The sequence below is a fragment of the Mycolicibacterium madagascariense genome, assembly GCF_010729665.1.
Lineage (GTDB): Bacteria > Actinomycetota > Actinomycetes > Mycobacteriales > Mycobacteriaceae > Mycobacterium > Mycobacterium madagascariense.
Map to the genome: position 1 here is coordinate 335,182 of NZ_AP022610.1, position 21,474 is coordinate 356,655.

Below are 21,474 nucleotides of genomic sequence, written 5' to 3' on the forward strand. Positions count from 1 at the left end.
GACATCGATGAGCACCAACACGCCATCGGCGGGCCCGTCCGAGCGGGCCGACCAGATCCCGCACCGCAGGCTGCCGTTCTGGGTGGCGCTCGCGATGTCGGTCGCCCTGGTCGGCCCGACGCTCGCGATGTCCGGCAACGGGCAGGGCCTGATCGCGACCGTGGGCAAGGCCATCCCGCTGGTGTTCCTGATCGGTCTGATCGGGGTCTCGCTGGTCGGGTACAGCTTCGTCCGCCTGACCCGCCACCTCAACCACGCCGGCTCGGCCTACGGTCTGGTGGGCGGAACCATCGGGCCGCGGACCGGGTTCTTCTCCGGCTTCGCGATGCTCGGTGCCTACGTCGGCTTCGCGATCGGCACCCTGGCGCTGACGGCGGCGTTCGTCAACGCATTCATCGCCGAACTACAACCCAACGACCCCAACCCCTTTCAGGTGCCGTGGCTCATCGTCGTCGTGATCGGCGCGCTGATCTCGTTCCTGCTGTCGGGCCGCGACGTGCGACTGCTGGCCAAGATCCTGCTCGCCATCGAGGGCGTCGGCATCGTGTCCATGATCGTGCTGGTGGTGGTGATCTTCGCCAAGGGCGGCGCACCGACCACCGGCGTCGACTTCAGCGCGTTCTCCTTCGACGGGGTTTCCGCGTCCGCGGTGTTCAGCGCCGTCGTCGCGGCCTTCCTGTCGTGGGCGGGCTTCGAGGCCTGCGCGTCGATGGGCGAGGAGACCGACGACCCCGGCCGCAACATCCCGCGCGCGCTGGCCGGGACGCTGATCCTCACGGGCGTGCTCTTCGTGGTCGTGATGTTCGCCCAGGTCGTCGGCTTCGGCACCGACGCGGCCGGGTTGTCGTCGTTCCAGAACGCGGGAAACACGCTGGGCGCCTTGGGTAGTACCTACGTCGGGCAGTGGTTCAGCCTGCTGATCATCTTCACCGCCATCGTGTCGGCGTTCGGCTGCCACCTGGCGTGCTCGGCGACCTCGGGCCGGATGTTGTACGCGTTCGGCCGCGACGGATTCGGTCCGAAGTCGTTGGCACACATCCACGAGGGCACCGGCGGACCCCGCTTCGCCACGTGGTTGGTCGTCGGCGTCTCGCTGGTCGTCGACCTGATCTGCGGCGCCGTCGGCTGGCCCGACATGGGCACCGGCAACCCGGCGATCAACACCTACTTCCTGTTCGCGGTCGCGGGCTCGGTCTGCCTGATGGTCTGCTACCTGCTCGTCGAGATCGCCGCCATCTACTTCGTCGGTGCACGCAAGTTCCTCGACGTGCACGGGGGCAAGGGCAAGATCCCGGGGCTGGTGCTGCCCGCCCTCGGCGCGATCGTCATCGCGGTCGTGCTGTGGTTCAACGTCAAGGGCGCGACCAGTTGGGCGGATGCCCCGCTGCTCGGATTGTATTGGTGCGTCGTCGGATTGGTGATCGCCGTCGCCGCCTCGGGCATCGCCAAGCGCGTGGGGGAGTCGTTGACCGCCGAGCTGGCCGACACCCCCGCGACCCGAACCGAATGAGCACGCTCTACGAGCGCGACGAGGCCGCGGTCGCCGGCATCGAGAAGCTGCGCTTCTTCCCGCTGGAGGTCGTCTCGGGCCACGGCTGCACGCTGGTCACCCCCGACGGCCGCGAGCTGCTCGACCTGTCGGCCACGTGGACGGCCAGCGGGCTCGGCCACGGCCACCCGGCGATCGTCGAGGCGGTCAGCCGGGCGGTCCGCACCGCACCGGGCTCCGGCGGACTGTCGGCCGTGCACCCGGATTCGGTGGGGTTGGCCGAGGATTTGCTGGCACTGGTGCCGGGCACCGGTGCACGCCGGGTGTACCTGGGGCACGCCGGATCCGACGCCAACGACGTCGCGCTGCGCGCCTGCCGCCATGCGTCGGGCCGACGGACCGTCATCGCCTTCGAGCACAGTTACCACGGCGGTGTCGGCGTCGCGATGGGCGTGTCCGGCGTCCACGTCGACGCGGGCGCGCCCGCCGACCCGGACGCGGTATTCCTGGCCTACCCCAACCCCTTTCGGCCGGGACCGGACGGCATCGAGGCGGACGTCGACGCCTGCCTCGCCCGGGCCCAGGAATACCTGGCCGGCGGAACCATCGCCTGCCTCATCGTGGAGCCCATCCTGTCCGACGGCGGGCTCGTCGTGCCACCCGACGGCTTCCTCGCGCGGCTGCAGGAGCTGTGCACGGCTGCCGGCGTGCCGCTCATCTGCGACGAGGTCAAGATGGGTCTCGGGCGGCCGGGCACGCTGCACGCCTTCGAGCACGACGGCATCACGCCCGACATCGTCACCTTCGGCAAGGTGCTCGCCGGCGGGTGGCCGCCCTGCTCACCACTGCGGGCAACCCGGTGTGCGCGGCAGCGGGGCGCGCGGTGCTCGCCACCATCGTCGGCGACCGCCTTCCCGAGCACGCGGCCACGGTCGGCGGACTGCTCGCCGACGGCCTCCGCGGACTGACCGGATCCCCAGGTGGCGAGCACGTCGGCGACGTCAGGGGGCGCGGGCTGGCGATCGGTCTCGAACTGGTCGATCCCCACACCGGCGAACGCGACGCGCGGATGGCCGCCCAGGTGGTCTACCGTGCCTGGGAGTTGGGTGCGGTCGTCTACTACGTCGGCGGCAACGTCCTGGAGATCACGCCACCGCTCGTCCTCACCGAGGCTGAGGCCGGGCGGGCCGTGGAGATCCTCGGCGCGGCCATCGCCGACGCGGCCGCCGGACGAGTCGACGCGCAGGAGGTGGCCCGATATGCCGGCTGGTGAATTGCCCGACGTCTTCGACGGCGTCGAGGCCGCGGTGCCCCCCGCACTCGCCGACCACCTGCGCGGCATCGGGCTCATCGACCACCACGTCCACGGCGCGTTCGTCGCACCGGTCGACCGGGCGGCCTTCGAAGCCTCCATCAACGAGGGTTCGACCGACCCCGTGCCGGCGTTCATGACCCAGTTCGACTCTCCCCTGGGCCTTTCCATTCGCCGCTGGTGCGCACCGCTGCTCGGGCTCGAGCCGTTGGCACCCACCGACGAGTACTGGGCCCGGCGGGCCGAGCTCTCCTCCAAGGAACTGGCCCGCACCATGCTGCCTGCCGCGGGGGTCTCGCGCTGGATCGTGGACACGGGATTCAAGGGTGACCTGATCTGCACGCCGGAGCGGCTGACCGAGCTCAGCGGGGTGGCGTCGTCGGAGATCCTGCGGTTGGAACGGCTCACCGAGGATCTGCTCGACGACGGCACCGCGCCGGAGGACTTCCCGGCCGCCTTCCGCGCCGCACTGGCGAAGGCCGTCGACGACCCGAACGTGTTGGGCACCAAGACGATTGCGGCCTACCGCATCGGCTTCGACGTCGACTGGTCCCGGCCGACGGATGCCGAGGTGGTCGAGCACGCCCGCACGCTCGGCGCGGGCACCCACCCGGTGCGCGTGGCCGACCCCGTGCTCATCGCGTTCGGCGTGCACGAGGCGGCCGCGCACGGGTTGCCGATCCAGGTGCACGTCGGCTTCGGCGACCGCGACATGGACCTGCACCGCAGCGACCCGATGCTGCTGCTGCCGCTGCTGCGCACGATGACGCCGGTACCCGTTCTGCTGTTGCACTGCTACCCCTTTCAGCGCCAGGCGGGCTATCTGGCGCAGGCCTTCGACCACGTCAACTTCGACGTCGGCCTGGCGATCAACTACCTCGGCGTGCGGTCGACCGGGCTGGTCGCCGAGGCGCTCGAGACCGCGCCCTTCGCCAAGCAGCTGTTCTCCTCCGACGCGTTCGGGCCGCCCGAACTGCACGTGCTCGGCGCGGTGCTGTGGCGGCGGGCGATGGGTCTGGTGCTGGGGGAGTGGATCACGGCCGGGGACTGCGGCGTCGCCGACGCCATCCACCTCGTCGACCTGATCGGCGTGCGCAACGCCGAGCGCGTCTACGGGCTGTGACCTGGTCGTCGTGAACCACGGGGCCGCACCGCTATTCGACTCGCTGAGGCGGTTCGTCGAACGCGGGCAGGCGCCGTTCTACAGCCCGGGCCACAAGGGCGGCCGGACGCTGGACCCCTGGTTTCGCGACCACCTCGCCGACGTCGACCTGAACAACCTGCCCGACACCGACACCCTGCACTGCCCCGAGGGTCCGATCGCGGAGGCCGAGGCGTTGATCGCCGACGCGTGGGGCGTCGGCAAGAGCTTCATCATGGTTCAGGGGTCGACGAGCGGGAACGTGGCGGTCGCGCTGTCGGCGCTGCGCCCCGGCGAACCGGTGCTGGTGGCCCGCAACGCGCACAAGTCGGTCCTCGCGGGCCTGGTCCAGGTCGGCGCGCGGCCGGTCTGGCTCGAGCCGCGCTGGGACGACCGATTCGGGGTCGCGCACGGCGTGGACGTCGACGTCGTGGAGCGGGCGTTCGGCGAGAGCGGAGCCACCGCCCTGTGGATACTGCACCCGACCTACTACGGCACCACCGGTGACGTCGCCGCGCTGGCCGACTCCTGCCGCCGCCACGGGGCCGTCCTCCTCGTCGACGGCGCGCACTCACCGCACTTCGCCTTCCACCCCGACCTGCCGACGGCCGCCGAGACGGCGGGGGCCGCGGCGACGGTGCAGTCGGTGCACAAGATCCTGTCGGGTCTGAGCCAGGCGGCGGTGCTGCACGTCGACCCGGCGGTGCTGGAGGAGGCAGCCGTGCGGCGCGCCCTGCAGCTGATCCAGACCACCAGCCCGCACTTCGCGATCATGGCGTCGATCGACCTCGCGCGCCGCCAGATGATGCTCGACGGCCGAGACATGTTGCAGCAGAACCTCGTTCGCGCCCGCGACACGGCCGACCGGCTGGCCGCCATCCCGGGTCTGACGGTGCTACGGCCCGAACACCTCGCCGGCGCGGGCACGGGACTGCACCAGCTCGACGAGACCAAGCTGCTCGTCGGGACGGCGGGCCTGAACCAGCCAGCCAGGGACGTCCTGCGGCGGCTCAACGACGTGCACGGTGTGCAGCCCGAGCTCAGCGGTGCCGGGCACGTCCTGTGCATCACGACGATCGGTACCACCGCGTCGGACCTGGACCGGCTGGTGGCCGGTTTCGCCGAGGTCGCCGAGCACGCCGGTCGGCGGCGGGGCGACGGCCCGCCCGCGGTGCGCCCCGAGTTGCTGACCATGCGGCCCGAACAGGTGCTGACGCCGCGGGAGGCCTACTTCGCCGCCGCGGAGACGGTCGACCTGACCCGCGCCGCGGGCCGCATCTCGGCCGAGGCCATCACGCCCTACCCGCCGGGCATCCCCCTGGTGATGCCGGGGGAGCGGCTCGACCGCGACGTGCTCGACCTGTTGACCGCGCTGCGCGACGCGGGCAACCCGATCAGCGCCGCGGACCCGACGCTGGAATTCCTCACCGTCGTGCGCTAGCCGGTCACCGGCCGCGTCCGCAGGTAGCCTCGGCGGGAATCCCGCAGCAACCCGGAACGAGGCTCCCCGCTGATGTCAGACACCCCGGCAGTCGTCGTGGAGACCGCCGCGCGCGAACGCCGTCGCGGCCTCGTCCGCCGCGTCGTCGTCTTCGTGATCGCGTTCGTCCTGCTGGGAGTGCCGTGGTGGACGCTGCTGTCGGCCGGGACCCACTGGCCGACGCCGGTGGTGATCGTCGGGACCGTCGCATTCGCCGCGGCGTTCGTCGGCCTGCCCGTGGCGATGGCGCTGGGGCAGGGCAGGCGCCACCTCGACGGCGCGGCGGTCACCGGCGACACGCTCCTGGGCGCGATCTGGGTGCTGTTCGTCTGGTCGGTGCTGGCGCAGTTACTGCGGCTGGCGTTGGCCCTGGCCGGCGTCGCTGATCCGGCGCGGTCGCGGGTCGTGGCGCTCGCGGTCGTCGTCGTGGTGGCGGTCCTGCTGATCTGGGGCTTCGTCGAGGCGATGCGGCTGCCGCGGACGAAGCGCGTCGACGTGGTGATCCCCCGCCTCGGCGAGGGTCTCGACGGTCTGTGCGTCGCCATGATCACCGACACCCATTACGGCCCCATCGACCGGACCCGATGGTCGACGCTCGTCGCCGACCGGGTCAACGAGATCGACGCCGACGTCGTGTGTCACGTCGGCGACCTCGCCGACGGCATGCCCGCCGTGCGCGATCAGCAGGTGCGTCCGCTGGCCGCGGTGCGGGCGCGGCTGGCCCGCGTGTACGTGACGGGCAACCACGAGTACTTCAGCGAGGCGCAGTCCTGGCTCGACTACATGACGGGCATCGGCTGGAACGCGCTGCACAACGCGCACGTCGTCGTCGAACGCGGGGGTGACCGGCTGATCGTCGCGGGTGTCGACGACGCGACCGCGCGCGGATCGGGCACCGCGGGCCACGGCGCGGACCTGCCGAAGGCGCTCGCGGACGCCGACCCGGAGCTGCCGATCCTGCTGCTCGCCCATCAGCCCAAGCAGATCCCCGCCGCCGTGCGGGCGGGGGTGGACCTGCAGATCTCCGGGCACACGCACGGCGGGCAGATCTGGCCGTTCAACGTCCTGGTCCGGCTCGACCAGCCCGTGGTGCACGGTCTGAGCCGGCACGGCGAGCGCACGCAGCTCTACACCAGCCGCGGTACGGGATTCTGGGGTCCGCCGTTTCGGGTCTTCGCACCGAGTGAGATCACGGTGCTGACCCTGCGCAGGGCGTGACGCGCGGGTGAGGTCGCGTCGCGTCGACGTGCCCGTCGCGAGGTTCGACGCGACGGCCAACCGCTGGGTGCCCGCGGGCCGGACCGCGGGGCCCGGCGCCACCGACCGCGACGAGCTGGTGCTGACGACGTTCAACATCTGGTTCAGCGACTTCCACGCGCAGGACCGCTGGCGGGCCATCGCACAGCTGCTGTCGCGAAACCCCCCGGACGTCATGGTGTTTCAGGAGGTGACCCCCGAAGCGCTGGCGCTGTTCCTCGAGCAGCCGTGGATCCGGGTGCGCTACCGCCGTGCCGCCGTCACGGGCCGCGCCGTCGGCAACTACGGCCTGCTGCTGCTGTCCCGCCTGCCGCTCGACCGGGTCACCTACACGCGGCTGCCGACGCGCCTGCAGCGCGGGTTCCTGGTGGCCGAGCTGACGGTCGGCGGCCGGCCCGTCGTGATCGCCGGCGTCCACCTGGAGAGCGGCAAGGCGTCGACGCGGTTGCGCGAGCGGCAGCTCGGCCGGGTGTTCGGCGCACTGCGACGGGCCGAGAGTGCCGTCGTGCTCGGCGATTTCAACATGCGCGACTCCGAGAACGGCATCATTACCCACCCGTTCTGCGACGTGTGGCCCGCGCTGCGCCCGCGCGAGGACGGCTACACCGAGGACACGTCGATCAACCTGATGCGCTACGACAGCAAGAACAAGCACCGCCACGTCCGCTTCGACCGCGTGCTGGTCAAGGGTGACCGCTGGGCGCCGACGGACATCGAGCTGCTCGGCACCGAGCCGCTGTCCGCCGACCTGCCGCGGGTGTTCCCGTCGGACCACTTCGGCGTGCGGTGCCGCCTGCGACGCCGTGACGTGCTCGCCGAAGACGTTCGGCACCAATGGTTCTGGCGACGCTAGAGGCTGAGCCGCCGGTGGCGCTGGAGCCGGCGCAGGCCCACCGCGTCGGCAGGGCCGTCGTGCGCCTGCAGCGCGGCCCGCACCCTGGCGCGCACGGCGTCGGCGTCGAAGTGCGTGCCGATGGCCACCAGCGTGTTGGGCCCGTTGTTCTCGCGCGCCGTGGCGACGTGCACCGACGTGCCGACGACGTTCACCACGTAGCGGCGGACCCGCCTGCCCCGGACGGCGACGGTGCCCTTCATCCGGTAGACCCCCGCCGGCGGATCCTCGAGGAGGTCGAGCAGCGCGCCGGGGTCGACGCAGCCGTCGCTGCCGACGGTCACCGCCGCGGCGTGGACGTGGTGGTGGTCCTCGGCGTGGGCGTCGAGCAGCAGCTCGCGGATCGACAGCTGACCCGAGCCGTCGTCGGCGTCGGCGACGTCGTAGAGCAGTGCGGGATCGATCCGCGCGCCGATCGCGCCGACCACGTGGGCCTGCGGATTGCGTTCCCGGATGCGAACTTCGATGCGCTTCAGTTCCTCGTCGCGGGCGTCGTCGGGGAGCTGGTCGAGCTTGTTGACGACGATGAGCGATGCCGCCCCGTAGCGCGCGAGCGGTGCGCCGCCGCGGTCGACGACGTCGAAGTGGGTGACGGCGTCGATGACGTCGACGACGCCGCCGTGGCGCACCCCCTCGACGCCGCTGAACCGCAGCATCCGCGACACCGCGACGGGGTCGGCGAGGCCGCTCGCCTCGACGATGATCGCGTCGAGCGCCAGGCGTGGGTCGGCGAGCTTCTCCAGTGCCGCGTCGAGTCCGTTCTCGTCGTCGAGGCAGCAGACGCAGCCGCCCGCGATCGACACGGGCTCGTCGACCTGGCCGGTGACCAGTCCGGCGTCGACGTTGACGTCGCCAAAGTCGTTGATCACCACGCCGATTCGGGCATCCGGCGCCCGCAGCACGTGGTTCAGCAGGCTCGTCTTGCCTGCGCCGAGATATCCGGTCAGCGCGATGACGGGGATGGCGGGCACCCGCAGAGTGTAGGCGGGTCAGTAGTGTCGGGTCCGAGACCGAGGAGGACACGCCCATGACCGAGGTGGACGCCGCATCGACCCGTGACTGGGTCACCGATCATCTCGAGGAGTACCTGAGCTCCGGCGGAGCCCGCGGCCACGTCCTCGACCTCACCTCGGTCGGTGGCCACGCGTTCACCACGCACTGCCTGATCAAGGTGGTCGGCCGCACGTCGGGCCGGGTCTACGTCACCCCGCTGATCTACGGCAACGTCGCCGGGGAGATCGTCATCGTGGCGTCCAAGGGCGGTGCCGACACCGACCCGCAGTGGTACCGCAACATCGTGGCGAGCGAGACCATCGGCGTCCAGATCGCCACCCAGGCCTTCGAGGCGACGTGGCGCGAGCCGGAGGCCGAGGAGCGCCACCAGGTGTGGGCGTACATGACGCACCTCTATCCGCCCTACCTCGGCTATCAGACGGCCACGACGCGCCACATCCCGGTGGTCATGCTGCGGCCGGGACGCCCGATCGACGTCTTCACCGCGTGATTCGTGGAGTTTGGGGAGCGGCGAGCGCTCCCTAGACTCCACAAGTCGCGGAGATTTCGGCGGCGGTCGAGCCGAACGTCTCGAGGACGCGCACGCCGTCGGCCGCGATCTCGAACAGGGCGTGGTCGGTGTAGACGCGGCTGACGCACCGCAGACCCGTGAGCGGATAGGTGCATTCGGGGACCAGCTTGGCCGTGCCGTCCTTCGCGAACAGCGTCATCATCACGAAGACGTCCTTCGCGCCGATCGCGAGGTCCATCGCACCGCCCACGGCGGGGATGGCGTCCGGCGCGCCGGTGTGCCAGTTGGCCAGATCGCCGCGATGGCTCACTTGGAACGCCCCGAGCACGCACACGTCGAGGTGGCCGCCGCGCATCATCGCGAACGAGTCGGCGTGGTGGAAGTACGACGCGCCCGCGGTCTCGGTGACGGGGATCTTCCCCGCGTTGGTGAGGTCGGGGTCGATGGCATCGCCGGACGCCCGGCCCCCCATGCCCAGCATGCCGTTCTCGGTGTGCAGCACCACCCCGGCCGCGGGGTCGAGGTAGTCGGCCACCGACGTCGGCTGCCCGATGCCGAGGTTGACGTAGGACCCGGCGGGGATGTCGCGGGCGACGAGCGCCGCAAGTTCGTGGCGGTCCAGCGGCCCGCGGTCGAGATGCTCGACGGGAGTCGCCGTCACGACGCCAGCCCCGAGCGGTGCGCGGGCGAGAGGTTCAGGATGCGGTCGACGAAGATGCCCGGCGTGACGACGATCTCGGGGTCGACGTCACCGGCGGGCACCACGCGGTCGACCTCGGCGATGGTCAGCGCGGCGGCGGTGGCCATCACGGGCCCGAAGTTGCGAGCGGTCTTGCGGTACAACAGGTTTCCCGCCGTATCGCCGAGATGCGCGCCGATCAGCGCGACGTCACCGTGGATCGGGTACTCCAGGACGTAGTCGCGGCCGTCGATGGTGCGGGTCTCCTTGCCCTCGGCCAGCGGGGTGCCGACGCCCGTGGGGCAGAAGAACGCGCCGATGCCCGCGCCCGCCGCGCGGATGCGTTCGGCGAGGTTGCCCTGCGGCACCACCTCCAACTGGACCCGGCCCGCCCGGTACAGCTCGTCGAAGACGTAGGAGTCGGTCTGGCGCGGGAACGAGCAGACGACCTTGTCGACCCGCCCTGCGGCCAGCAGGGCGGCCAGCCCGGTGTCGCCGTTGCCGGCGTTGTTGCTGACGATGGTGAGTCCGCGGGCACCCTGGGCGATCAGCGCGTCGATGAGCGTGGTGGGCATGCCCGCCATCCCGAAACCCCCGACGAGGACGGTCGAACCGTCGGCGATGCCCGCGACGGCGCCGGCGGCGTCGTCGTGAATCTCGGTGCGGCTCACTGCTCTTCCTCCAGCACGCGGGTGGCGATCCGGAACGCGGTGTTGGCGTCGGGGACCCCGCAGTAGATGGCGGTCTGCATCAGCAACTCCTTGATCTCGTCGAGGGTGACCCCGTTGCGGCGCGCGGCGCGCAGGTGCATCGCGAGTTCCTCGTGGTGGCCGCGGGCGACGAGCGCGGTCAGCGTGATCAGCGACCGGCTGCGGCGGTCCAGGCCGGGTCGGGTCCAGATGGTGCCCCAGGCGTACTCGGTGATCATGCGCTGGAAGTCGGCGGTGAGGTCGGTGGTGGCGGCGATCGCCCGGTCGACGTGCGCGTCGCCGAGCACCGCACGGCGGACGGCCAGGCCCGCGTCGTGGACGGCGTCGGTGGTGGTGGGCCGCCCGCCCGGGATGCCGCAGTGCGCGGCGATGAGTTCGGCGACCCGCGTGGGCGCCTCGGCGGGCGCCAGGTGCCCGACGCCGTCGAGCACCTCGAGCCCACGGTTGCGCACGCCAGAGGCGATGCGCGCCAACGACTCCGGTGGGGTCGGCACGTCGGCGGCGCCCGCGACGGCCAACACGGGAGCGCCGATCTCCGGTAGCCGCGCGGTGACGTCGAAGGCCGCCAGGGCGTCGCAGACCTGGGCGTAACCCTCGGCGTCGGTGTCGCGCAGGGCGGCGAGCAGGGCCGCCGCCCGCTCGGGCTGACGGTCGGCGAAGCCGGGGGCGAACCAGCGCTGCACGGCGCCGCCGAGCAGTGCGGTCGTGCCCTCCGCGCGGACCGTGGCGGCGCGCTCGCGCCAGCCCGCCGCGTCTCCGATCGACGCTCCCGTGCACAGCAGGGTGGCCGTGCGCACGCGGTCCGGCGCATCCAGCAGCAGCTGCAGGCCGATGCAGCCGCCGACGGAATCACCGGCGTAGTGGAACGTGTCGGCGCCGAGGCGGTCGGCCAGCGCGAGCACCCCGGCGGCGAGGTCGGCGATGGTGACGGGCGCCCCGACGGGGCTGCGGCCGTGACCGGGCAGGTCGAACGCGACGACGCGCAGGTGCGCGCGCAGGTGCTGGGCCGCGCGGCTCCACAGCGTGTCGGCGGACGTGCCGAGCGACGGCCCGAGCAGCAGCACGGGGGCGTCGGCCGGACCGCCGACGTCGGTGCCGACGAGGCGTGGGACAGTCACGAGGGATCCTTTCGGTAGCGGCTGGCACGGTCGAGCGCCGCAGCGACGACGAGGTCGGCGGCGCCGAGGTAGGACGACTCTGGTTCGCGACCAACCAGTTTCGCCATCGTGGACTGTTCGGCGCGCAGGTCGGCCGCCGCGGCGAGGTTGGCGGCCGCGCGGTCGGCGTCGACCCGCAGCCCGGTCACCAGCGCGGTGGCGTGTGCGGCGGCGACGACGGTGCGGCGCGCGAGGGTGCGCACGGTGGCCCACTCGGCGTGCCAGGCGCCGTCGGCGCGCTCGTCCACGGTGAGCGCCGCGGCCGTGTGCAGGGTGGCGGCCAGCGGGGCGGCGGTCAGCGCGGTCCGCCGAAGCAGGACCGCCGCGACGGGATTGTGCTTGTGCGGCATGGTCGAGGATCCGCCCCCGGTCCCCTCGACGAACTCGCCGATCTCGCTCCTGCTGCCCGTGGCGACGTCGGTGGCGAGGTGCCCCCAGGCGTCGCAGAGCCCGACCAGCAGGTCGCCGATGCGGGTCAGCGGCGCGCGCGTGGTGTGCCACGGCAGCGCCGGGGCCAACCCCAGCGCGACGGCCACGGTGTCGCTCAGCGCGACCGCGCCCTCGACCGAACCGGCCAGCTCGACGATCGCGGCCAGCGTGCCGACCGCACCGCCGAGCTGGACGGGTAGCGAGTCACGAAGCCCGACAACGGGTGTCGCGGCGTCGAGCAGACCGGTCAGCCACGCGGCGACCCGGACTCCGACGGTGCTGGGCAGCGCGGGCTGAGTCAGGGTGCGGGCGAGCATCGGGGTGCCGCGGTGCGCGTCGGCTAATGCAGCCAGCGCGTCGACCTGTTCGGCGATCTGCTCGGCGAGGCGGTCGAGCGCGTCGCGCAGGCACAGCATCAGTGCAGTGTCGACGACGTCCTGACTGGTCAGCCCGCGGTGGATCCAGCGCGACGTCGGTTCGGCCGTGCGCTCGCGCAGCAACGCGACCAGGGCCGAGACGGGGTTGCCATCGGAATCCGCCTGGCGCGCAGGGGTTTCCCCGTCATCGTCGTCCACCAGGCCGGTCAGGGTAACCCGCGCCGCGGCCGGTGCGATGCCCCCGTCGACGAGGGCGTCGAGCCACGCCTGCTCGACGGCCAGCATCGCGCGCAGGAAGGCGCGGTCGCTCATCAGCTCACCGGCGAGGTGGTCCCCCGGCCAGAACAGGTCGGTCACGGGCGGTGGCCGGGGTAGCGCAGGAACACGGTCTCCCGGTCGCCCTGCAGGGCGATGTCGAATCGCAGCCCGCGGTCGTCGGGCACCGCGACGAGGGTATCGCGACGGTCGGCGGGCAGCGATGCCAGCAGCGGGTCGTTGGCGAGCTGGGCGCCGGGTACGTAGACGCGGGTGAACAGGCGGTTCAGCAGGCCCCGGGCGAAGACGACCATCGCAATGAACGGTGCCGCATCGGGTTTCGACGGTCCGGGCAGCACGGTCGAGAAGGAGTATCGGCCCTCGCCATCGGTGGCGGCGCGACCCCACCCTGTGAAGGTCCAGCCGTCGCGGCGCAGCCCACCGGTCGCGGTCGGGACGCGGCCGTCGGCGTCGGCCTGCCAGATCTCCAGCAGCGCATCGGGAACGGGGTGACCCGCACCGTCGGTGACCACGCCGTGCAGCCGGATCGCGCCGGGTGAGCCGGGCGGGACCAACTCGCTGCCCCGCTCGTAGGGCAGGGCGTACCCGAAGAACGGGCCGACGGTCTGGCCGGGGGTCGCGGTGAGCACGGTGTTCACGAATCCTCCATGGGGGTGCGGGCAGAACCGGTCAGCACGACGTCCCACCGGTATCCGGTGGCCCACTCGTGGGTCGTGACGTCGTGGTCGTAGGTGGCGACCAGGCGGTCGCGCGCCTTCTGATCGGTGATCGACTGGTAGATCGGATCGAGCGCGAAGAGCGGGTCGCCGGGGAAGTACATCTGGGTGACCATCCGCTGGGTGAATTCCGTTCCGAACAGCGAGAAGTGGATGTGTGCGGGCCGCCAGGCATTGTGGTGGTTCTTCCACGGATACGGGCCGGGTTTGATCGTCGTGAACCGGTAGTACCCGTCGTCGTCGGTCAGGCACCGTCCGACGCCGGTGAAGTTCGGGTCGAGGGGGGCGGGGTGTTGGTCACGTTGATGGATGTAGCGACCCGCGGCGTTGGCCTGCCAGATCTCGACGAGCTGTCCGCGCACCGGCCTGCCGTCGCCGTCGACGACCCGTCCGGTGACCACCATCCGCTCGCCGATCGGGGAGCCCGCGTGCGCGATGGTGAGGTCGGACTCCAGTGCGTCGACGTCGCGCCTGCCGAAGCAGGGCGTCCAGAGCTCGATGCCCTCGGGGTCGGTGGGCTGGAGGTCCTTCGTCGGGTGGCGCAGCAGGCTGCTGCGGTACGGCGGGTAGTCCAGCCGGGGCTGCGTCTCCTCGACGCCGGCGCGCTGATAGGCGGTTTCGGCCGCGGCGATCTCGGCGCTGACGTCCGCCTGGCTGGCCAGGGCGCTGTCGGACGAGGTGGTGGTGGCTGGCGTCATGACTCGAGGCTAGGGCCGGCCGACGTGGTGCGGAACACACGGCTTCCGCTGAGCGGAAGGGCCATGCGATAGTGGCACGGTGTCAGGCAACGCGACCACACCGGGTGCCACCGTGACGTCGAAGGCGTTGGCGCTCCTTGGTGCGTTCGACGCCGGCCACCGTCGGCTCACCCTGACCGAGATGGCGCGCCGGGCCGTCGTTCCTGTGCCCACCGCACACCGCCTGATCGGCGAGCTGCTGGAGTGGGGCGCGGTGTGGCGGGAACCCAACGGGCAGTACGTGATTGGTCAACGGCTATGGGACCTCGGCCTGCTCGCCCCCGTGCACACCGGCCTGCGCGAACTGGCGTCGCCGTTCCTGCACGACATCTACGGCGCCACGCTGGCGACCGTGCACCTGGCCGTGCGCGACGGGGTCGAGGTGCTCTACCTCGACCGGTTGTCCGGGCACGCGTCGGTGCCCGTCGTCAGCCAGATCGGATCGCGGCTGCCGCTGCATGCCACGGGTGTCGGCAAGGTGCTGCTGGCCCACGCCCCCGACGCCGTCCAGCGCCAGGCCTTCACCATGCTGACGCGGGTCACGCCCTACACCGTCGTGCATGCCGGGGTGCTCGGCGAGCAGTTGCGGCGGGTCCGTCGCGACGGGTACGCCGCGACCCAGGAGGAGATGACGCTCGGCGCGTGTTCGGTTGCGGTGCCGGTGTTCTCGGAGGACGACGACGTCGTTGCGGCGCTCGGAATGGTGGTCCCGTCCCTGCGCCGCGACAAGCAGCGGCTCGTCACCGCACTGCAGGTCGCGGCTCGCGGCGTGACGCGCACCCTGGCCGCCCGCGACCGCGCCTCACAGGTCTAGCGGCAACCCGGCGTAGTTCTCGGCCAGCCCGGTCGCACCCGCGGTGCTGCTGAAGAGCCAACGCAGCTGCGACATTTGGAGCTGTGCGTCGAACGGGTCGCCCGAGGTGTGCAGCATGCTGGTCATCCACCAGGAGAAGTGCGTACAGCGCCACACCCGGCGCAGCGCGGTCTCCGAGTAGGCGTCCGCGGGTCCTGCGTCGCCGTCGACGAGCAGGGCGGCCAGCGCGCGGGCCAGCAGCGCCACGTCGGCGACCGCGAGGTTGAGGCCCTTGGCCCCGGTGGGCGGCACGATATGCGCGGCGTCGCCGGCCAGGAACAGCCGGCCGTGGCGCATCGGACTCTGCACGAAGCTACGCATCGGCAGGACGGCGGCCTCGGTGATCGGACCCGCCGCGAGCTCCCAACCGGTGTGGCCGAGCCGCGTCGACAGTGCCTCCCAGATGCGGTCGTGCGACCACTCGTCGACGCGGGTGCCGTTGGGCACCTGGAGGTAGAGCCTGCTGACCTGCGCCGAGCGCATCGAGTGCATCGCGAACCCGTCGGGATGCCAGGCGTAGATCAGCTCGTCGGTCGACGGTGGCACCGACGCCAGGACGCCCAGCCACGAATACGGGTAGGTCCGCTCCCAGACGCTCGTGACCGCGGCCGGAATGGCGGCCCGGCTGGGTCCGAACGACCCGTCGCAGCCGGCCACCGCGTCGGCCTCGAGCGTGCGCTGCACGCCGTCGGCGTCGGTGAACCGCACCGTCGGCCGGTCGGTCGTCAGGTCGTCGAGTTCGACGTCGGCGACGCCGTAGTAGACCGCCTGCCCGGCGCGCGTCCTGGCCGCCACCAGATCCTTCTGCACCTCGGTCTGCCCGTACACCCAGACCTGGCGCCCGACGAGGTCGACGAAGTCGAGGTGATGACGCTCCTGCGGGGTCTGCAGGTAGATCCCGCGGTGGGGCAGTCCTTCGGCGTCGAGCCGGTCCCCGAGTCCGACCGACCGCAGCAGTTCGACCGTGGAGTGTTCGAGGATGCCCGCCCTGATCCTGGCGAGAACGTATGCCTGCGAACGGGTCTCGACGATCACCGACTCGATGCCGTGCGCGTCGAGCAGGTGGGCGAGCAGCATTCCGGCCGGGCCGGCTCCGACGATGGCGACACGGGTCCGCTGGCGCATGGCTGCAGTCAAGACCACCGGCGCGCGACAGCGATAGACGCGGCTTCCGCTGAGTGGAACCTCAGTGGTGGACGAGGTCCTGCGTCGCGGTCGGCGCGGTCTTGCCGAGCAGGACCGTCGGGACGCCGCTGGTCTCGCGGGCGGTCAGCGCCGCCGCGGCGGCGATCACGCATACCACGGCGGTGAACACGCTGATGACGACCCAGCCGCCCTCGCGGACGCCGCCGAGGGCGGTGACGATCGTCGGCGCGAAGCCCGCCACCAGGAACCCGAGTTGGGTGCCGATCGCGACCCCCGAGAAGCGCACCTCGGTGCTGAACATCTCGTTGTAGAACGAGGGCCACACGGCGTTGGCGGCGCCGTAGCCCAGCGCGAAGGTCGCCACGGCGAGCACGAACGTCCACGTGTGGTCGGGGTTGCTCATCGACAGCATGTAGAACGGCATGAGCGCGGCCGAGGCCAGCGCGCCGTAGACGAAGACCGGCTTGCGGCCGATCCGGTCGGCGAGCATGCCGAACAGCGGCTGCGTGCCCAGGGCCACGACGTTGGCCACGACGACGAGCCACAGCGTGATGTCCGCGGGCAGCCCGACCTTCTTGCCGTAGGCGATGGCCAGCGTGCCGAACACCGTGGACACCGCGGCGATGAACGCGCACACGATGACCCGCAGCACGTCGCGCCAGTGGTCGCGCAGCAGCGGCTTGAGCGGCACGCGCGCCAGCGTGCCCGCGGCCTTGGCCTCCTCGAACTCCGGCGTCTCGTGCAGCTTGCGGCGGATGAAATAGGCGACGAGGACGACGATTGCGCTGAGCCAGAACGGAACTCGCCAACCCCACGCCAGTTCGGCGTCGTCGGACAGCGTGACGAACGGGATCAGCACCAGCGAGGCGAGGATCAGACCGCCCTGGGTGCCGGTCAGCGTCCACGACGTGAAGAACGCGCGGCGGTGGTCGGGCGCGTGTTCCAATGTCAGCGAGCTGGCGCCCGCCTGCTCGCCGGCGGCCGAAAAGCCTTGCAGCAGACGGCAGAGCACCAACAGGCCGAGGCCGAGGTACCCGGCGGTGCCGTACGTCGGGAGACAGCCGATCGCGAAGGTCGACAGACCCATCAGGACGATCGTGAACATCAGCACGCGCTGGCGGCCGATGCGGTCGCCGAAGTGGCCGAGGACGAAAGCCCCGAAGGGACGCGCGAAGTAGGCGACGCCGAACGTCGCGAACGACATCACCAGTGCGCCCTCGCTACCGCCGGACGGGAAGAAGACCCTTGGGAAGACGAGCGCGGCGGCCTGTCCGAACAGGAAGAAGTCGTAGTACTCGACGGCGCTGCCCATGAAGCTGGCCAGCGCGGCCCGGCGCGGCGTGCGCGCGGGACCCCCTGCTGCGACGGGGTGGGTGGCGGTCATCTGCGGTCCTCCTGGTCTGGAAGCGGGGGTGAATCAGCCGACGAGGCTGCGGAAGTGCCGTGACATCCTGGCGGCGTCCGCGGCGCGGCCGGTGATCAGTTCGAAGGCGGTGGTCGCCTGGTGGACGGCCATGTGTCCACCGTCGAGCGTGCGACAGCCGAGCCGGCGCGCCGCGGTGAGCAGGGCGGTGTCCAGCGGTCGGTACACGATGTCGGCGACCCAGAGCCCCGGGTGCAGCAGGCCCTCGTCGAGGGGTAGGCCGGGGTGTTCGGCCATCCCGGTGGGCGTGGCGTGCACGAGGCCGTCGGCCTGGGCCAGCAGGACGGCGAGCTTGTCGAAGGCCGACGCGTCGACGCGGGCGTTCGGATGCCGCGCGGACAGTTGACCCGCCAGCGCGGTCGCGCGGTCGACGTCGAGATCGACGACCACGAGGTGGTCGGTGCCGAGTTCGAGCAGGGCGTGCCCGACCGCCGCGCCCGCTCCGCCCGCGCCGAGCAGGACGACGTCGTCGGTGTCCGCCCCCGGCAGTCCCTCGGCGAATCCGGTGCCGAACCCGGGCGCATCGGTGTTGTAGCCGACCGTCCGGTCGGCCTCGAAGACGACGGTGTTGACCGCGCCGAGCGCGGCGGCCGCGGCGTCGACGGTGTCGAGGTGGGGGATGACGAGTTGCTTGCAGGGGTGCGTGACGTTCAGTGCGTCATAGCCGAGGGCCCGCGCCCAGGTGAGGATCTCGCCGATGCGTTCGGGTGCGACGCCGACGTCGTCCAGGTCGATGGTCCGGTACACGTAGTCGAGGCCGTGCGCCCGGCCCTCGGCCATGTGCAGCGCGGGCGTCAGGGACGGGCCGACGCCCGTGCCGACGAGCCCGACGAGGAGGGGTCTGCCGCCCATGCCGTCCGCCTTCCGTCTATGTACTAACTAGTACGTACGGAAGAGTAGACCAGTGTGGCGTGCGTCTCGTCAAGACGCGGAGGTGAGCCGGATCTCGTTCACCGGTTTACGAGCCACCCGACGACCACGTCGCCGATCATCCGGCGCAGGTGCGCACGATGGCCGAGTTCGGTGAAGTCCACGCCGAAGAGGAAGCCGAACGTATGCCGGTTGGCCACCTGGAACACGCAGTAGGAGCTGATCACGATGTGCACGTCGAGGGCGTCTACGTCGGTGCGGAAGGCGCCCTGCGCGCGACCCCGCGCCAGCAGGTCGTCGAGCAGTGAGGTGGCCGGCTGCGACAGCGTGCGCAGCGAGTCCAGGCGGCTGATGTATTCGCCCCGGTGGATGTTCTCGATCGAGACCAGCCGGATGAAGTCCTGGTGGTCGAGGTGGTGGTCGAAGGTCAGCTCGGCCAGGCGGCGCATGGCCTCCACGGGGTCGACGTGATCGACCTGGAGCTTCTGCTCGGCGTCGCGGATGCCCCGGTAGGCGTTCTCGAGGACGGCGAGGTAGAGCTGCTCCTTGCCGCCGAAGTAGTAGTAGATCATCCGCTTGGTGGTGCGGGTTCGCTCGGCGATCTCGTCGACCCGCGCGCCGGAGTAGCCGGATTCGGCGAACACCTCGGTCGCGACGGCCAGGACCTCGGCGCGCGTCCGCTCGGCGTCGCGCTGCGGTTCCCGTTTCGGCTGGGCGGCGGTCACCCGGGCAGCTTAGTGCCGCAGCGAACCGTTCGACGGGGCGGCTTCCCAATGTATTAACCGTTTAGTACATTGGTGTGTGATTGGAGGCACACCATGAAGACGTCCATCGCAACGGTGTCCATCAGCGGGTCCCTCGTCGAGAAGCTGCACGCCTGCGCGGCGGCCGGTTTCGACGGGGTCGAGATCTTCGAACCCGACCTCATCGCCAGCGATCACAGCCCCGAGGAGATCCGCGCGCTCGCCGAGCGACTGGGCCTGTCGCTGGATCTCTATCAACCGCTGCGCGACGTCGAGGGCGTCGACGAGGCGACGTTCGCCGAGAACCTCCGGCGCGCCGCCGCGACGTTCGCGACGGCCCGGCGCCTCGGCATCTCGACCGTCCTGGTGTGCAGCAACGTGGCGACCGCGACCGTCGACTCCGACGCACACTCCGCCGCGCAGCTGCGCCGCCTCGGCGACGTCGCCCGGGAGCACGGTGTGCGAATCGCGTTCGAAGCGTTGGCGTGGGGGCGCTTCGTCGACGACTACCGACGGGCCTGGCGCATCGTCGAATTGGCCGACCATCCGGCCGTCGGGGTGTGCCTCGACAGCTTCCACGTCCTCTCGCGCGGTCACGACCCGGCGGCCATCGAGGACATTCCGGGCGACAAGATCTTCTACCTGCAACTCGCCGACGCCCCCGCACTGTCGATGGACGTGCTGTCGTGGAGCCGCCACCACCGGCTGTTCCCCGGCGAGGGCGACTTCGACCTGGCGACCTTCGTCGCGCACGTGCTGGCCACCGGATACGACGGCCCGCTGTCGCTGGAGGTCTTCAACGACACCTTCCGGCAGACCGATCCCGATCGCACCGCGGTCCACGCCCTGAGGTCGCTGGTGTGGCTGCACGGCAACGTCACCGATGCCAAGCCGCCGGTGGGTTTCGACTTCGTCGAGCTGAAGGCCGAGGACACCAGCGAGGTCGAGATCCTGCTCGACCAGCTCGGCTTCACGTCGCGCGGGCGGCACCGCACCAAGCCCGTAACCCTTTGGGCCGCAGGCGATGTTCGCATCGTGCTCAACGGGCACCAAGCGCGCGACGTGGCGCCCCGGGTCGCGTCGGTGGGCCTGCTGGTGCCCGACGCGGCGGCCACCACCCGCCGCGCCGCCGACCTGATGGCGCCGACGGCCTACCGGCGGACCTACGCCACCGAACAGCCCCTCGACGGCGCGGTCGGACCCGACGGCACCGAGTTCTTCTGGGTCGGCGCACCACCGGCGGGCAGCGCGCCGGCGTGGGTGTCGGAGTTCGAGAACGGGCTCCCGCCGCGGCCCGACCATGGCGTCTGCGCGATCGACCACGTCAACCTCGCCGTGCCGTGGCAGACCGCCGACGAGGCCGTGCTGTTCCTGACGAGTGTGTTCGGGCTGTCCGCCGACGCGCCGACGGAATTCGCCGGGCCCACCGGGCTGGTGCGCAGCCAGGTCATGCGGACCGCGGACGGCTCGATTCGCTTGCCGCTCAACGTCGCACCGCAGGTTCTCGAAGCGGCCGCCATGCCGCAGCACGTGGCATTCGCCTGCAGCGACGTGATTGGTCTCGCCCGCGCGGCGCGAGCGCGAGGGCTGCGGTTCCTGTCGGTCCCCGACAACTACTACGACTACGTGGCGGGGAGGTTCGGCGTCGACGCGGAGACCGTCGCCGAGTTGCGCGAGCTCGACCTGCTCTACGACCGCAGCGCCGACGGCGCGTTCGTCCACTTCTACACCCGCACCGTGGGCACGGTGTTCTTCGAATTCCTCCAGCGCATCGAGGGTTACGACGGCTACGGCACGGACAATGCACCCGTGCGGTTGGCTGCGCAGCGCTCCGTCACCGCGTGATTCGTGTCGGTTCAGGAGCGGCGAGCGCTCCCCAAACGACACGAATCGCGGGACTAATCCTCGGTCGCGACGAAGACGGTGACGTAGCCGATCGGGATGCCGGTCTTCGCGGCGATGCACTCGCGCGCCGCCAGCTCGACCGTGGCGCGGCGGCGGGCGTGGGTCACGGCGGCGATCTCGGGGATCCGGACCGTCCAGCCGTCGAGCTCGCGGGTGACCTCGATGTCGAAGCACTGACCGACGGTGGGGCAGCTGACCCGGGGAGCGAAGCTCATCCGGCGGTTGCTGCGAAGGGTCTGCGAGTGACGCAGAGTGGACTGAATGGGCATGAGAGGTTTCCTGGGTCGACGACGAGCCGCGCGCAAGAGTAATGCGTGGATAGCCCGATCGCCTAATCGCTTGACGACGGTGATATGC

At 71.3% G+C, this 21,474-nt stretch carries 22 protein-coding genes; 10 read left to right on the plus strand and 12 right to left on the minus strand.

What is annotated here, in order from left to right; all coding sequences use genetic code 11:
* Positions 1-7: 7 nt before the first annotated feature.
* From G6N60_RS01635 to G6N60_RS01660, 7 genes are all read left to right on the plus strand, one after another.
* Positions 8-1,510, plus strand: a complete 1,503-nt coding sequence (locus tag G6N60_RS01635; RefSeq protein ID WP_163731613.1) for an APC family permease — start codon at positions 8-10, stop codon at positions 1,508-1,510.
* Positions 1,507-2,457 carry an aminotransferase class III-fold pyridoxal phosphate-dependent enzyme gene (locus G6N60_RS01640; RefSeq protein WP_372510908.1) on the plus strand — a complete coding sequence of 317 codons (951 nt, stop codon included), beginning with the start codon at positions 1,507-1,509 and terminating at the stop codon, positions 2,455-2,457. The genes G6N60_RS01635 and G6N60_RS01640 overlap by 4 nt, the downstream gene beginning before the upstream one ends.
* Positions 2,373-2,762 (plus strand): aminotransferase class III-fold pyridoxal phosphate-dependent enzyme, encoded by a 390-nt coding sequence (locus G6N60_RS29000; protein WP_372510909.1) that lies wholly within the window; start codon positions 2,373-2,375, stop codon positions 2,760-2,762. Before G6N60_RS01640 ends, G6N60_RS29000 begins: the two co-directional genes overlap by 85 nt.
* Entirely contained in the window at positions 2,749-3,924 is a 1,176-nt protein-coding gene (locus G6N60_RS01645; protein WP_163731617.1) for an amidohydrolase family protein, read from the plus strand. Before G6N60_RS29000 ends, G6N60_RS01645 begins: the two co-directional genes overlap by 14 nt.
* Positions 3,925-3,934: 10 nt before the next feature.
* Positions 3,935-5,383, plus strand: coding sequence for an aminotransferase class I/II-fold pyridoxal phosphate-dependent enzyme (locus tag G6N60_RS01650; RefSeq protein ID WP_246240189.1), 1,449 nt, complete (start codon positions 3,935-3,937; stop codon positions 5,381-5,383).
* 72 nt (positions 5,384-5,455) lie between these two features.
* Complete coding sequence (locus tag G6N60_RS01655; protein WP_163731620.1) at positions 5,456-6,640, plus strand: metallophosphoesterase; 1,185 nt, start codon at positions 5,456-5,458, stop codon at positions 6,638-6,640.
* A 7-nt stretch (positions 6,641-6,647) separates the two neighbouring features.
* A complete protein-coding gene (locus G6N60_RS01660) occupies positions 6,648-7,532 on the plus strand; it encodes an endonuclease/exonuclease/phosphatase family protein (protein WP_246240192.1) in 885 nt (294 codons plus the stop codon).
* Here G6N60_RS01660 and G6N60_RS01665 read toward each other — a convergent pair.
* Positions 7,529-8,542 carry a CobW family GTP-binding protein gene (locus G6N60_RS01665; RefSeq protein WP_163731623.1) on the minus strand — a complete coding sequence of 338 codons (1,014 nt, stop codon included), beginning with the start codon at positions 8,540-8,542 and terminating at the stop codon, positions 7,529-7,531. The two genes, G6N60_RS01660 and G6N60_RS01665, sit on opposite strands and share 4 nt — an antisense overlap.
* A 56-nt stretch (positions 8,543-8,598) precedes the next feature.
* Between G6N60_RS01665 and G6N60_RS01670 the strand changes: the two genes are divergently transcribed.
* Positions 8,599-9,075 (plus strand): nitroreductase/quinone reductase family protein, encoded by a 477-nt coding sequence (locus G6N60_RS01670; RefSeq protein WP_163731626.1) that lies wholly within the window; start codon positions 8,599-8,601, stop codon positions 9,073-9,075.
* A 31-nt stretch (positions 9,076-9,106) separates the two neighbouring features.
* Here G6N60_RS01670 and G6N60_RS01675 read toward each other — a convergent pair whose 3' ends face one another.
* The 6 genes from G6N60_RS01675 to pcaH are packed head-to-tail and all read right to left on the minus strand — an operon-like array spanning position 9,107 to position 14,138.
* Complete coding sequence (locus G6N60_RS01675; RefSeq protein ID WP_163731630.1) at positions 9,107-9,757, minus strand: 3-oxoacid CoA-transferase subunit B; 651 nt, start codon at positions 9,755-9,757, stop codon at positions 9,107-9,109.
* Positions 9,754-10,446, minus strand: a complete 693-nt coding sequence (locus G6N60_RS01680) for a 3-oxoacid CoA-transferase subunit A (protein WP_163731633.1) — start codon at positions 10,444-10,446, stop codon at positions 9,754-9,756. Before G6N60_RS01680 ends, G6N60_RS01675 begins: the two co-directional genes overlap by 4 nt.
* Positions 10,443-11,603 carry a bifunctional 3-oxoadipate enol-lactonase/4-carboxymuconolactone decarboxylase PcaDC gene (gene pcaDC, locus G6N60_RS01685; protein WP_163731636.1) on the minus strand — a complete coding sequence of 387 codons (1,161 nt, stop codon included), beginning with the start codon at positions 11,601-11,603 and terminating at the stop codon, positions 10,443-10,445. Before pcaDC ends, G6N60_RS01680 begins: the two co-directional genes overlap by 4 nt.
* Positions 11,600-12,805, minus strand: a complete 1,206-nt coding sequence (pcaB, locus tag G6N60_RS01690; RefSeq protein ID WP_163731642.1) for a 3-carboxy-cis,cis-muconate cycloisomerase — start codon at positions 12,803-12,805, stop codon at positions 11,600-11,602. Before pcaB ends, pcaDC begins: the two co-directional genes overlap by 4 nt.
* Entirely contained in the window at positions 12,802-13,362 is a 561-nt protein-coding gene (pcaG, locus tag G6N60_RS01695) for a protocatechuate 3,4-dioxygenase subunit alpha (RefSeq protein WP_163731645.1), read from the minus strand. The genes pcaB and pcaG overlap by 4 nt, the downstream gene beginning before the upstream one ends.
* The gene (pcaH, locus tag G6N60_RS01700; protein WP_163731648.1) at positions 13,359-14,138 is read right to left on the minus strand and encodes a protocatechuate 3,4-dioxygenase subunit beta; all 780 of its coding nucleotides are present in this window, start codon (positions 14,136-14,138) and stop codon (positions 13,359-13,361) included. Before pcaH ends, pcaG begins: the two co-directional genes overlap by 4 nt.
* Before the next feature lie 79 nt (positions 14,139-14,217).
* Between pcaH and G6N60_RS01705 the strand changes: the two genes are divergently transcribed.
* Positions 14,218-14,991: an IclR family transcriptional regulator gene (locus tag G6N60_RS01705; RefSeq protein ID WP_163731651.1), complete on the plus strand. Its 774-nt coding sequence runs from the start codon at positions 14,218-14,220 to the stop codon at positions 14,989-14,991.
* On the opposite strand, the gene G6N60_RS01710 is transcribed toward G6N60_RS01705, so the two are convergent.
* The 4 genes from G6N60_RS01710 to G6N60_RS01725 all read right to left on the minus strand — a co-directional run bounded on the left by G6N60_RS01710 (position 14,980) and on the right by G6N60_RS01725 (position 19,194).
* On the minus strand, positions 14,980-16,155 hold the full coding sequence (locus G6N60_RS01710) for a 4-hydroxybenzoate 3-monooxygenase (RefSeq protein ID WP_163731655.1): 1,176 nt from the start codon (positions 16,153-16,155) through the stop codon (positions 14,980-14,982). The two genes, G6N60_RS01705 and G6N60_RS01710, sit on opposite strands and share 12 nt — an antisense overlap.
* Positions 16,156-16,216: 61 nt before the next feature.
* On the minus strand, positions 16,217-17,560 hold the full coding sequence (locus G6N60_RS01715; RefSeq protein WP_163731660.1) for an MFS transporter: 1,344 nt from the start codon (positions 17,558-17,560) through the stop codon (positions 16,217-16,219).
* A gap of 33 nt (positions 17,561-17,593) precedes the next feature.
* A complete protein-coding gene (locus tag G6N60_RS01720; RefSeq protein ID WP_163731662.1) occupies positions 17,594-18,451 on the minus strand; it encodes a shikimate dehydrogenase in 858 nt (285 codons plus the stop codon).
* A gap of 98 nt (positions 18,452-18,549) precedes the next feature.
* Positions 18,550-19,194: a TetR/AcrR family transcriptional regulator gene (locus G6N60_RS01725; protein ID WP_163731665.1), complete on the minus strand. Its 645-nt coding sequence runs from the start codon at positions 19,192-19,194 to the stop codon at positions 18,550-18,552.
* Positions 19,195-19,287: 93 nt separating this feature from the next.
* On the opposite strand from G6N60_RS01725, the gene G6N60_RS01730 reads away from it, so the two are divergent.
* The gene (locus tag G6N60_RS01730; RefSeq protein ID WP_163731669.1) at positions 19,288-21,057 is read left to right on the plus strand and encodes a sugar phosphate isomerase/epimerase and 4-hydroxyphenylpyruvate domain-containing protein; all 1,770 of its coding nucleotides are present in this window, start codon (positions 19,288-19,290) and stop codon (positions 21,055-21,057) included.
* A gap of 53 nt (positions 21,058-21,110) precedes the next feature.
* Here G6N60_RS01730 and G6N60_RS01735 read toward each other — a convergent pair whose 3' ends face one another.
* Entirely contained in the window at positions 21,111-21,332 is a 222-nt protein-coding gene (locus G6N60_RS01735; RefSeq protein ID WP_163731672.1) for a long chain fatty acid-CoA synthetase Faa4p, read from the minus strand.
* Positions 21,333-21,474 lie beyond the last annotated feature (142 nt).